General features: G+C 56.2%; 11 protein-coding genes. 10 read left to right on the top strand and 1 reads right to left on the bottom strand.

What is annotated here, in order from left to right:
* The first annotated feature begins 6 nt into the window (after positions 1–6).
* The 5 genes from ACZ1HV_RS07455 to ACZ1HV_RS07475 are packed head-to-tail and all read left to right on the top strand — an operon-like array spanning position 7 to position 4,091.
* Entirely contained in the window at positions 7–297 is a 291-nt protein-coding gene (locus ACZ1HV_RS07455) for a putative quinol monooxygenase (protein ID WP_472717730.1), read from the top strand.
* Positions 294–1,091, top strand: coding sequence for an N-acyl homoserine lactonase family protein (locus ACZ1HV_RS07460; RefSeq protein ID WP_472717731.1), 798 nt, complete (start codon positions 294–296; stop codon positions 1,089–1,091). Before ACZ1HV_RS07455 ends, ACZ1HV_RS07460 begins: the two co-directional genes overlap by 4 nt.
* Positions 1,088–2,320 (top strand): 3-oxo-tetronate kinase, encoded by a 1,233-nt coding sequence (gene otnK, locus ACZ1HV_RS07465; RefSeq protein WP_472717732.1) that lies wholly within the window; start codon positions 1,088–1,090, stop codon positions 2,318–2,320. Before ACZ1HV_RS07460 ends, otnK begins: the two co-directional genes overlap by 4 nt.
* The gene (gene otnC / locus ACZ1HV_RS07470) at positions 2,317–2,964 is read left to right on the top strand and encodes a 3-oxo-tetronate 4-phosphate decarboxylase (RefSeq protein ID WP_298958560.1); all 648 of its coding nucleotides are present in this window, start codon (positions 2,317–2,319) and stop codon (positions 2,962–2,964) included. Before otnK ends, otnC begins: the two co-directional genes overlap by 4 nt.
* A gap of 11 nt (positions 2,965–2,975) precedes the next feature.
* Positions 2,976–4,091, top strand: a complete 1,116-nt coding sequence (locus tag ACZ1HV_RS07475) for an isocitrate/isopropylmalate dehydrogenase family protein (protein WP_298815633.1) — start codon at positions 2,976–2,978, stop codon at positions 4,089–4,091.
* Positions 4,092–4,131: 40 nt separating this feature from the next.
* On the opposite strand, the gene ACZ1HV_RS07480 is transcribed toward ACZ1HV_RS07475, so the two are convergent.
* Positions 4,132–5,166 carry a LacI family DNA-binding transcriptional regulator gene (locus tag ACZ1HV_RS07480; RefSeq protein ID WP_298815631.1) on the bottom strand — a complete coding sequence of 345 codons (1,035 nt, stop codon included), beginning with the start codon at positions 5,164–5,166 and terminating at the stop codon, positions 4,132–4,134.
* A gap of 202 nt (positions 5,167–5,368) precedes the next feature.
* Here ACZ1HV_RS07480 and ACZ1HV_RS07485 point away from each other — a divergent pair, with 202 nt between their 5' ends.
* The 5 genes from ACZ1HV_RS07485 (at position 5,369) to ACZ1HV_RS07505 (ending at position 11,441) form a co-directional block, all read left to right on the top strand.
* Positions 5,369–6,892 (top strand): sugar ABC transporter ATP-binding protein, encoded by a 1,524-nt coding sequence (locus ACZ1HV_RS07485; RefSeq protein ID WP_472717733.1) that lies wholly within the window; start codon positions 5,369–5,371, stop codon positions 6,890–6,892.
* Positions 6,893–6,894: 2 nt separating this feature from the next.
* Positions 6,895–7,902 carry an ABC transporter permease gene (locus ACZ1HV_RS07490; protein ID WP_152504383.1) on the top strand — a complete coding sequence of 336 codons (1,008 nt, stop codon included), beginning with the start codon at positions 6,895–6,897 and terminating at the stop codon, positions 7,900–7,902.
* A 107-nt stretch (positions 7,903–8,009) separates the two neighbouring features.
* On the top strand, positions 8,010–8,966 hold the full coding sequence (locus ACZ1HV_RS07495; protein ID WP_298815627.1) for a substrate-binding domain-containing protein: 957 nt from the start codon (positions 8,010–8,012) through the stop codon (positions 8,964–8,966).
* 76 nt (positions 8,967–9,042) lie between these two features.
* Positions 9,043–10,098 carry a sugar phosphate isomerase/epimerase family protein gene (locus tag ACZ1HV_RS07500; protein ID WP_298815625.1) on the top strand — a complete coding sequence of 352 codons (1,056 nt, stop codon included), beginning with the start codon at positions 9,043–9,045 and terminating at the stop codon, positions 10,096–10,098.
* 182 nt (positions 10,099–10,280) lie between these two features.
* Entirely contained in the window at positions 10,281–11,441 is a 1,161-nt protein-coding gene (locus ACZ1HV_RS07505) for a Gfo/Idh/MocA family protein (RefSeq protein WP_472717734.1), read from the top strand.
* The last annotated feature ends 61 nt before the right edge of the window (positions 11,442–11,502 follow it).

Genomic DNA, 11,502 nt, shown 5'->3' on the forward strand with positions numbered 1-11,502 from the left:
GAAAAGATGTATGCAGTAACCGTGCTGTTTCGCATCAAGGAAGGGCAGATGGAAGCATTCATGCCCCTGATGATCGCAAATGCACAAACGTCGGTGAAAGACGAACCAGGGTGCAGACAGTTTGATGTCTGCGCCGATCCGGATCTGCCGGGTGAGGTTTTCCTCTATGAAATCTATGAAGATGCAGCTGCGTTCCAGTTTCATCTTGCGACTGACCATTTCAAGGACTTTGATGCCAGGGTCTCCGACATGATCGCCGAAAAAACCGTCAAGACATTTCAGAAGGTGGACGCATGACACCCTGGGAAGTCTTCGCAGTTAAATATGCCGACCGGAATGCCAGGACGCGCAAGGACAGTTTTCTGTTCGATGACAATCACAATCAGTCCCACGACATGGATTATTTCATCTGGGTGCTGCGCCAGCGTGACGAAGTCCTGCTTGTCGACACCGGCTACGATCAGGAAGAAGGCGATCGGCGCGGACGGCCCGTTCGGCTGAACCCGGCAGAAGCTCTGGCGCCTCTGGGCATCGTTCCTGAAGACGTGACAACCATCATCGTGACTCACCTTCACTACGATCATGCTGGGGGCCTTCGGCATTTTCCAAATGCCACAATTCATCTCCAGGCAGCTGAAATGGCTTATGCCACGGGCCCCTGCATGTGTCATGGAACCTTGAACGCACCCTTCACGGCTGATCATATCTGCGAAGCCGTCCAAAGGCTTTATTCCGGACGTGTCGTCTTTCACGAAGGAGATGGTGAAGTTCGCGAAGGTGTCACGGTTCACCGGACGGGAGGTCACAGCGACGGATTGCAGGTCGTACGCGTCCTGACCGAAGCAGGCTGGTTGTGCCTCGCCTCCGACGCGTCCCACTACTACGAGAACTTTCTAGAGGAAAAACCGTTTCCGATCGTGGTCGACCTTGGTGACATGCTCAACGGATTCAAGACCATTCAGCGTCTGGCCAGCTCGAAAGAGCTTGTTATTCCTGGGCACGATCCACTGGTACGCCAATTGTTTCCCTCACATGGCCCGGACCACATCGTTCGCCTAGACCGGGGCCCGGAAAAGGTGTTTCTGCCATGAAGCTTGGTGTCATTGCAGACGATTTTACCGGCGCATCCGATATCGCGCTGATGCTGTCTGAAGGTGGCATGCCGACCGCACAATTCGTCGGCGTCCCGGAGCACAGCATTGAAGATCATATCGAGGCAGGAGTTGTCGGACTCAAGTCGCGCACCATTGCGGCTGCTGATGCCGTTGCGATATCGCTGGAAGCCTGCGACTGGCTGTTGAACCAGGGCTGTCAGCAGATCATTTTCAAGATTTGCTCCACGTTCGATTCCACCGACGCAGGCAACATCGGCCCGGTGACCGAAGCTTTGGCGGATCGGCTTGGTGAAGACACAGTTCTGGTCTGCCCGGCCTTTCCTGAAAACGGACGCTCAGTCTATCAGGGCCATCTCTTCGTCAATGACGTTCTGTTGAGCGAAAGCGGTATGCAGCACCATCCGCTGACGCCCATGAAAGATCCCGACATTCGACGTGTACTTGCGCGGCAAACTTCGCGCACCGTGAAACACATCTCGATATCCGACGTTTGGGCTGGCGCAGATGCTGTTGTTCAAAGCGTTTCAGAGGCCGGCAAGGCCATGGTGGTCGTCGATGCCATCCGCAACGAAGACCTGATAACCTTCGGTCGTGCGGCAGCATCCCGTAAACTTCTGACCGGCGGCTCGGGCATTGCGCTTGGCTTGCCACAGAACTTCGGGTTTCAACCTGAAACATCTTCCTGGGCCGGGGTTTCCGGCAAGGCCGTCGTCCTGTCCGGCTCCTGCTCGACAGCCACGCGCGGTCAAGTTGAGGCCTACAAGGCCAACGCACCGTCGCGGGAACTCAATGCAGACGACATTATGGCTCAAAAGCTGTCGCTGCAGGAGATTGTCGAATGGGCGATCCGACAGGATACCGCACCTCTTCTTTATTCCTCTGCTGATCCGTCGATCGTTGCCGCCGCTCAAGACAAATACGGCCGCGAGAAAAGCGCCGACGCAATCGAGAAGGTCTTTGCCAATCTTGCTGCAGCCTTGTCGCACGAAGGGGTCAAAAGGATCGTGGTTGCCGGAGGAGAGACCTCCGGTGCAGTGGTCTCGGGTCTTCAGGCCGACACGCTTGAGATCGGACCCAAGATTGCTGCGGGCGTTCCCGCGCTCAAGGTTGCCGGACGCCCCCTCGCCCTTGCCCTCAAGTCCGGCAATTTCGGCGGACCTGATTTCTTTTCCGAGGCGCTTTCCGTTCTGGAGGGCCGCGAATGAGCGAAATCGCCTCGGCTCGCGAGCAGATCTGTCTTATGGCGAAATCCATGTTCGACCGTGGTTTGACACACGGATCGACGGGTAACATTTCGCTGCGGCTGTCCGACGGCACCCTGCTGGTCACGCCAACGGGGTCTTCCATGGGATTTCTGAATCCGGCGCAGATCAGCCATCTATCCGAAAAGGGCGAGCTTTTGTCAGGTGACAAACCGACAAAGGAAATCCCTCTTCATACCGCTTTTTATGAGACCCGCAGCAACACTGGTGCGGTTGTTCATCTTCATTCCTGTCATTCGGTCGCGCTCACGCTTTTGCCGGACATCGATCCGGAAAATGTTCTGCCGACGCTGACACCCTACGGGATTATGCAGCTCGGCAAGGTACGGCTGTTGCCCTTCTTTGTGCCTGGTGATCCAGCCATGGGAGAGGCTGTGCGAGGTCTGGCGGGAAAACGATCGGCTGTCCTGCTTGCCAATCACGGACCTGTGGTCGCCGGCAAGGATCTGGAGGCAGCGGTTTATGCCATGGAAGAGTTGGAAGCCACGGCCCGGCTGGCGCTGCTTATGCGCGGAACCGGGGCCATTTCTCTCACACCTGATCAGATTGGCCAGGTGGTAGAGCGTTTTGACGTTGATTGGAATTGAGGAAGTTACCGATGAAAATAGCACTTATAAAAGGTGACGGGATCGGCGTCGATGTTGCAGAAGCGGCCATGGCTGTCATGGAAGTCGCTCTGCGGAAAACCGGTCAGGCTCTGCCGGCCTATGACGAAATTCTGGCCGGAGCCGGCTATTTTCGGGAGACCGGGACCGACATTGAACCAGACGGCGAAGTGCGGGCAGGTGAAGCAGACGCTATGTTCCTCGGCGCAATCGGCATGCCGTCGATCCGTCACGCCGATGGAACGGAAATTTCTCCACACCTGCGGCTGCGCGATCGCTTTGAGCTGTTTGCCGGGGTCCGTCCGGTCAAAGCTTATCCGAATGCACCGCAACGGCTGGCAGATCCGCGTGCAGCAGGCATCGACCTGATTATCTTGCGGGAATCCACAGAGGGGCTTTTTTATTCGGCCGCTGCGCACAAGCGCACGCTTGTGGCCAACAACGATGAAGTTCAGGACGTGCTTCGTGTAACGCGCAAGACAACAACGAAACTGCATCATTTTGCCTTCAACCTGGCGCGCAAGCGCAGAGCCAAGGGCAAGAACGGCACCCTCACCTGCGTCGACAAGGCCAACGTCTTTACATCGCTCGCTTTCTTCCGCCAGATCTTCAACGAGGTGAAAGAGAACTATCCCGACGTTCCCGTCGGCTATAACTACGTCGATGCGCAGGCACTTGATCTGGTCCGCAAGCCCTGGGAATTCGATGTACTGGTGATGGAAAACATGTTCGGTGACATCCTGTCCGATCTTGCAGGTGGTCTGGTCGGCGGCATGGGAATGGCGGCCTGCGGCGAGATCGGCGATACGACCGGTCTTTTTCAGCCTGCCCACGGAAGCGCACCCGACATTATGGGGCAGGACAAGGCCAATCCTTTGGCGGCAATCCTGAGCGCAGCCCTGATGCTGGACTACCTGGCTGAGAAACTTGGAAATTCCCACCTGGCCGATGCTGCCGACCTGATCAATTCATCCGTTGATGAGGCTTTTGAACAAAACGCCCTGAGACCGATGGAATTCGGCGGCGACATGGGCACCAAAGCTGTGACCAACCAGCTGTTGACTGGAATTGCGGAACTTGCACCTGCAAAGGATCGTGTCAGCGCTTAAGAGCAACGCTGTCCTGGCACTACCCCAAGGTTATCCGGACTTATCTGCCGCGTTTGCTGACGCCCGCGCAGCTTTCCCGGACGATCAGGTCCCCATGCAATAGGTGCGTTCTGGTTTCAAGTGATCTGTTAGCCAAACGATCCAGAAGGATTGTCATGGCCTTTTCGCCAATGTGGTGGCGCGGCTGGCGAATGGTCGTCAGCCCCGGCGTGAAATTGTTGGCAAAGGGAATATCGTCAAACCCCAAAACAGAGAAGTCTTCCGGCACGTTGTAACCGCGTAGTTGGAGCGCGGAGATGACGCCGATTGCGGTATTGTCGTTAAAGCAGAAAAACGCGGTAGGCAGGTCATCCTTGATAAAAAGGCGCTCTACCGCGGCTCGGCCACTTTCCGCCGTGCCGTCACCTTCGACACGCCAATCTCTCGGCGCGTCCGGTGTCTCTTTCAGGCCCTGGCGGTATCCGGAATGCCTCAAATCACTTCGAATGTCCGCAGGTCCCCCGGAAATGAAAACGATTTTCCGATGACCGAGTGAGATCAGATATTCCGTCGCCATCTTGGAAGCTGCAACGTCATCCACCCCGACATAGCTGATATCGGAATGCGCCAGAGGCCGTTCAGTCGCAACGACTGCCGGCAAGGAGCTCAATGGCGTCTGCGGTTCACCGGCGACGGGAATGTGGCCCGTCAGAAGCACCAGTCCATCCGCCATGCCGGTCGACAAAAAGCGCATGTAGGTCTGCTCTATACCTGTAGTGCCTTCCGTGTTGCCGATCAGGACGCCATAGCCTCTGTCGGCCGCAGCCTTTTCCAGACCAATCAAAATGCCGGCAAAGTTCGGATCAGCAATCGAAGATGCCAGGACCAGGACCATCTGCGAACGTTGCATGCGCAAATTCTGCGCCATGGCATTGGCGGTGTAGCCTGTTCGCGCAATCGCGGCAGTGACCTTTTTCCGCGTGCTTTCGGCGACCTTCTCGGGCGAGCGCAGAGCCCTGCTGACGGTGGCAATCGACACGCCCGCAAGTTTTGCAACATCTTCAATTGTGGCCGGCCGCTCCAGCGGTTCGCTCATTTATTGATCCAGACATGTTGCAGCGCGAAGACCCATTAAGTTCATGAATCTACACACCCTCTACGCTGTATAATGCGCATTGGCTCTGATGAAAAGGTTTACAATGAGTAATGTAAAGGTTTACATAAATCGTGAAAACGTTTACATCCAAACATGGCGTCAGTGTGGAGGAAACATGTCGGCGCCTGGGAGGAAGACATAAATGCAGATGGAAACGACCGCACAAGCGGCGATCATCGAAGCTGTCAACATCAGCAAATCTTTCGGTCCAGTGCCGGTCCTGTTCAGCGTGAGCATGGATGTGCGCTCAGGAGAGGTTCATGCGCTGATCGGCGAAAACGGCGCCGGTAAATCGACACTCATGAAGATTCTGTCCGGTTTCCACGACCCTACATCCGGTCAAATCCGGCTCGACGGCAAAAAGACAGATCTGCCTCCAAATGGCGCAGCCGAATCGCTTGGCATCGTGCTCATTCACCAGGAACTGAACCTCGCCGAGCAGATGACGGTCGAAGAGAACGTGTTTCTCGGGCGCGAGGTCAAATCCAAAGGATTGCTTGACAAGGCAGCAATGCGTGCGGCCGTGCAGGGCTATCTCGATGAAATCGGCCTGGATATTTCTCCGACCGACCGCATTTCCGACTTGACGATCGCGCAGAAGCAAATGGTCGAAATCGTCAAGGCGGTCAGTCGAAACGCCCGCATTCTGATCATGGACGAGCCGACCGCGGTGCTGACCGAAGAAGAAACGGAAGTCTTCTTCCGGCAGGTTACGAAGCTGAAGGAAAGCGGCGTTGGCATCGTTTTCGTTTCCCACAAGCTGAATGAAGTCAAGGCGATCTCGGATCGCATCACCATCTTGCGGGACGGTCAATGGATTGACACCCGACATGCGCAAGATCTGACACCGGATCTGATGGCTCAGATGATGGTGGGCCGTGAACTGTCGGACCTCTACCCCCCGATGCAGGAGGCGGATTTCGACGCTGACCTAGTTCTGGAAGTCGACAATCTTGTTGCAACGGGTGTGAACGGGGTCAGCTTCGGACTACGCAAAGGTGAAATCCTGGGTTTCTCGGGGCTGATCGGGTCGGGTCGAACCGCTGTTTTTGAAGCAATTTGCGGACTAGCGCCGACCGACAGTGGAACCGTCAAGCTGTTCGGACGCGATGCCGGCACGATGACGGTGGCCGGAGCACGAGATGCCGGACTTGCCTACCTGACCAAGGACAGGAAGGAAAAGGGGCTGCTGCTCGACAAGAAAATGCAGCCAAATCTGACCCTGTTCGCGCTCCCGAAATTCGTGAAGAATTTTGCTATCGACCGCAAGCGCGAAGAAGCTGCGCTTGAACGCGCGATCCGCCGTTTTGACGTCAGGGCCAAGGACAACGATATCACCGTCGGCAAACTGTCCGGCGGCAACCAGCAAAAACTGCTGCTCGCCAAGATCATGGAGTGCGACCCAAAGATCGTCGTTATCGATGAACCGACGCGCGGCATCGATGTCGGGACCAAGCAGCAGATCTATCATTTCATCGCTGCGCTTGCCGCCGAAGGCGTTTCGGTCGTCGTCATTTCCTCCGAAATGCCGGAGATCATCGGCATTTGCCACCGGGTGGTGGTGATGCGCGAAGGCAGCATTACGGGCGTTCTGACCGGTGATCACATCAACGAAAACGAAATCATGCGTTACGCCGCCGGGCTGAAACGGGAGGAACTTCATTGACCATGGTCACCTCATCGACCGAGACGACTGCCAAGCGGTCTTCAATCGATTTCAAGACGATCGGACCGGCCCTTGCCCTTCTGATCCTGTGTATCATCGGCTTTTTGCTGAACCCGTCATTTGTCAGCGAAGGCAATCTGACCAACCTTTTGACCCGTTCCGCCTTCATCGGCATCATCGCGGTCGGCGCTACTTTCGTCATCACGGCCGGCGGTATCGACCTCTCGGTCGGTTCGATGGCCGCGGCGATTTCCGGTGTCATGATCATCATCATGAACAACGCAGTCGATACGATGGGGACCGGTGTCGCAACAGTTCTGCTCGGCTGCGGCTGTGCCGTGGTACTCGGCATCGGTGCCGGTTGGATCAACGGTGCCCTGACAACCAAAGGCAAGATCGAAGCGTTCATTGTCACCCTCGGTACAATGGGTATCTATCGTTCGCTCGTGACCTATTTCGCCGATGGCGGGACTTTGTCGCTCAACTTCGATATCCGCGGCACCTACCGGCCGGTCTACTATGACAGCTTCCTTGGCCTCCCCTACCCGGTCTGGGTGTTCATCGGAGTGGCCATCTGCGGCTGGCTGTTACTAAACCGGACCGCATTCGGGCGCTACTGCACGGCGATCGGATCAAACGAAGCCGTTGCCCGCTACTCTGCGATCAATGTCGACCGTGTGAAAACGCTTACCTATGTCATCCAGGGTCTGTGCGTTTCGTTCGCTACGATCATTTATGTTCCGCGGCTCGGTTCGGCGTCAGCCTCGACCGGTGTTCTCTGGGAATTGGAAGCAATTGCGGCTGTGATTATCGGGGGCACGGTTTTGAAGGGCGGATACGGCCGTATTGGAGGCACGATCCTTGGCGCTTTGATCCTGACGACCATCGGCAACATTTTGAACTTCACCGATCTGATCTCGAACTACCTGAATGGAACCATGCAGGGCTTGATCATCATCGTTGCGGTTCTACTGCAGCGCAGCGACTGGAAACTTGGCAAGAGCAAGTAAGTCGATGCGCTGAACTCAACGGAATAGGGACCCGTCCCCAATTTAAAGACCGGCTCGCACCGGACGGGAGAGGTGCGTCCAAGTGAAATGCATTGGAGGAGGAAACCATGCTTATGAAGAAAGCCTTGGGAGCAATGGCGGTGACAGGGATGCTTGCCTTTGCAGGCTCTGCAGTTGCCGACGAGAAAATCAAGATCGGCGTCAGCTATCCGACACCGACCCATGCCTGGGCTGCAGGTATGAACTGGCACGCGGAACAGGCTGAAAAGAGGCTCGAAGAGCTTTATCCTGATGTTGACCTTATCCTGGTCAACTCTCCGGACCCCGAAGCACAGGCCAGCGCCCTGGAAGACCTTGTGTCCGTCCATCAGATCGACGCTCTGGTGGTTCTGCCGTTTGAATCCGAGCCGCTTACCGACCCGGTGCTGAACGTCAAGAAATCCGGCGCCTGGATCACAGTCGTCGACCGCGGTCTCAGCCAGCCGGGCATCGAGGACCTTTATGTCGCCGGCAATAACCCGGAACTCGGCCGTGTTTCGGCTCAGTACATGAAGACCCGCTTGAAAGACGGCGACAACATTGTTGTCCTGCGCGGTATTCCAACAGTGATCGACAATGAGCGTTTTGATGCGTTCATGGCGGAAATCGAAGGTTCCGGCATCAATGTCCTGGATCACAAACACGCAAACTGGAACCGCGATGACGGCTTTGAAGTGATGCAGGACTTCCTGTCCCGCTTCCCGGATATCGATGCAGTCTGGGCACAGGACGACGATATCGCAATCGGCGTTGTGGCAGCGCTCAAGCAGGCAGGACGTGATGGTGACGGCATGTTCGTTGTCGGTGGCGCGGGCATGAAGGAAATCATCAAGGGCATCATGGATGGTGAAACGTTGATCCCGGTCGACGTGCTTTATCCGCCCGCGATGATCGCAACGGCCATGGATGCAACTGTTCAGGCATTCAAGTCCAACGGGCCAGTGGCCGGTCGCTACATTCTCGGTGCGACCCTGATCACCAAAGACAACGCAGAAAGCTACTACTTCCCGGACTCACCGTTCTAAGGAACAAGTAGCCACTTGGGCCGGGGTCTTGCGATGGGGTCCCGGCCCATTTTTGTCCCTACTCTGGAGAGAGAAAATGAAAACCATCAAGGGTCCTGCACTGTTTCTAGCCCAGTTTGCCGGGGATGAAGCGCCATTCAATTCCTGGGATTCAATCACAAAGTGGGCCGCTGATTGCGGCTATCTCGGTGTGCAGGTGCCGAGTTGGGACGGGCGCCTTATCGATCTGGAAAGGGCAGCGAGTTCCAAGACCTATTGCGAAGAGTTTGCCGGGACCGCAAAGGAAAACGGAGTTGAGATCACGGAACTCTCGACTCACCTTCAAGGCCAGCTGGTTGCCGTACATCCGGCCTATGACACTGCCTTTGACGGTTTTGCAGCGGCCCATGTGCGCGGCAATCCAACCGCAAGGCAGGCCTGGGCTGTCGATCAGGTGAAAATGGCGCTCGCCGCCAGCCACAATCTCGGCATCTCGGCTCATGCGACCTTTTCCGGTGCCCTTGCTTGGCCCTATCTCTACCCTTGGCCTCAGCGTCCTGCAGGCCTGGTGGAAACGGCTTTTGACGAGCTTGCAAAACGATGGCGTCCCATCCTCGACTATGCCGAGGATATGGGTGTCGACGTTTGCTATGAAATTCACCCGGGCGAAGACCTGCATGACGGCATCACGTTCGAAATGTTCCTTGAGCGGGTAAGCAATCATAACCGATGCAAGATGCTCTACGACCCCTCGCACTACGTGCTGCAATGCCTGGATTACCTGGACAATATCGACATCTACAAGGACAGGATCGGCATGTTCCACGTAAAGGACGCCGAGTTCAATCCAACCGGTCGGCAAGGTGTCTACAGCGGCTATCAGCCATGGGTTGACCGGGCGGGACGGTTCCGCTCGCTCGGTGACGGACAAGTCGATTTCGGTGCGGTTTTTTCCAAGATGGCAGCGAATGACTTTGACGGCTGGGCCGTGGTTGAATGGGAGTGCTGCCTGAAACATCCAGAAGACGGTGCACGGGAAGGCGCGCAATTCGTTAAGGACCACATCATCCGCGTCACAGAAAAAGCCTTTGACGATTTTGCTGACGGAGGTACCGATGACGCCGCCAACCGGAAAATGCTTGGAATAAGCTAGTCAGAGCACGCATTTCATTGCCGCACGCCATCCTGTCGGACATGTCATTGATGACGAATTCAATGATCTTCTCCGGGATGGCGTCGGCACGCTTCCTCCCGGCAGCGTTTCTTTGTAAAGAGTATTCAATCGATTTATGAAGCGCCGAGATGGGTGCTTGAAGAACAAACTGGAGGACCAGGATGGCCATTGAAGGAACAGACAGCGCGCAAACACGCCCGATCCGCCTCGGCATGGTGGGAGGTGGCAAGGATGCCTTTATCGGAGCGGTCCACCGGATTGCCTCCAGGATCGACGGTGCCTATGACCTGGTTGCCGGTGCCCTTTCCTCCACGCCGGAAAAAGCGCGTGAATCCGGTCGCGCACTCGGTCTGAAGGAGGACCGGACCTACGCATCCTTCGCTGATATGGCCAAACGCGAGGCCAGGCTGAAGGACGGCATCGAGGCCGTCGCGATTGTAACGCCCAACCACGTGCACTATCCGGCAGCCAGGGAGTTTCTGAAACGCGGTATTCATGTCATCTGTGACAAGCCGCTGACGTCTACTCTTGCCGACGCCAAGAAGCTGGTCAAAGCGGCAGAAAGCTCAAGTGCCCTGTTTTTCCTGACGCATAACTATACCGGCTATCCGATGGTCCGTCAGGCACGCGAACTCGTTCAAAGTGGTGAGCTTGGTACAATTCGTGTGATCCAGGTCGAATATCCGCAGGACTGGCTCACGATTGAACAAAACAACAAGCAGGCAGAATGGAGAACCGACCCAGCGCGGACCGGGCTGGGCGGCTCTACCGGCGACATCGGCACTCATGCCTATAATCTGGCAAGCTTCATTACCGGTCAGCTGGCTGAAAGTCTCGCGGCCGATCTCCAATCCTTCGTGCCGGGCCGACAGGTGGACGACAATGGCCACGTGATGCTTCGCTATGCCAGCGGTGCGCGAGGCATGCTTTGGTGTTCGCAGGTCGCACCGGGAAATGAGAACAATCTCAAGATCCGCGTCTATGGCGACAAGGGCGGTCTGGAGTGGCATCAGGAAAACCCGAACTATCTTTACCTGACACCATTTGGCGAACCGAAACGGATTATCACCCGTGGTGGTGCAGGCATGTCGGAGAGTGTCGGGCCTTCAACCCGCATTCCACCAGGACATCCTGAAGGATACCTGGAAGGCTTTGCAAACCTTTATAAGGACGCGGCAGATGTCATCCGTGCCCATCAGCGTGGGGAAAACCTCCCGTCGCTCGTGCCGAATGTGGAAGACGGTCTGGCCGGCGTTCGTTTTATCGATGCCTGCGTAAAGTCGTCTTCAAGGAATGCGGCCTGGGTCAAACTCGACGGCTAACGCTGCCAACGTTCCACAAAAAGCGCCCGAGCACGCGTGTCTCGGGCGTTTTTTTCTGAAA

The sequence above is a fragment of the Roseibium sp. JB4-4 genome, assembly GCF_055693425.1.

What these genes read in the sequence shown, in the direction of transcription:
- ACZ1HV_RS07455 (WP_472717730.1), top strand. Translation starts at nt 7, where the DNA reads ATGTATGCAGTAACCGTGCTGTTTCGCATCAAGGAAGGGCAGATGGAA.
- ACZ1HV_RS07460 (WP_472717731.1), top strand. Translation starts at nt 294, where the DNA reads ATGACACCCTGGGAAGTCTTCGCAGTTAAATATGCCGACCGGAATGCC.
- otnK (WP_472717732.1), top strand. Translation starts at nt 1,088, where the DNA reads ATGAAGCTTGGTGTCATTGCAGACGATTTTACCGGCGCATCCGATATC.
- otnC (WP_298958560.1), top strand. Translation starts at nt 2,317, where the DNA reads ATGAGCGAAATCGCCTCGGCTCGCGAGCAGATCTGTCTTATGGCGAAA.
- ACZ1HV_RS07475 (WP_298815633.1), top strand. Translation starts at nt 2,976, where the DNA reads ATGAAAATAGCACTTATAAAAGGTGACGGGATCGGCGTCGATGTTGCA.
- ACZ1HV_RS07480 (WP_298815631.1), bottom strand. Translation starts at nt 5,166, where the DNA reads ATGAGCGAACCGCTGGAGCGGCCGGCCACAATTGAAGATGTTGCAAAA.
- ACZ1HV_RS07485 (WP_472717733.1), top strand. Translation starts at nt 5,369, where the DNA reads ATGCAGATGGAAACGACCGCACAAGCGGCGATCATCGAAGCTGTCAAC.
- ACZ1HV_RS07490 (WP_152504383.1), top strand. Translation starts at nt 6,895, where the DNA reads ATGGTCACCTCATCGACCGAGACGACTGCCAAGCGGTCTTCAATCGAT.
- ACZ1HV_RS07495 (WP_298815627.1), top strand. Translation starts at nt 8,010, where the DNA reads ATGCTTATGAAGAAAGCCTTGGGAGCAATGGCGGTGACAGGGATGCTT.
- ACZ1HV_RS07500 (WP_298815625.1), top strand. Translation starts at nt 9,043, where the DNA reads ATGAAAACCATCAAGGGTCCTGCACTGTTTCTAGCCCAGTTTGCCGGG.
- ACZ1HV_RS07505 (WP_472717734.1), top strand. Translation starts at nt 10,281, where the DNA reads ATGGCCATTGAAGGAACAGACAGCGCGCAAACACGCCCGATCCGCCTC.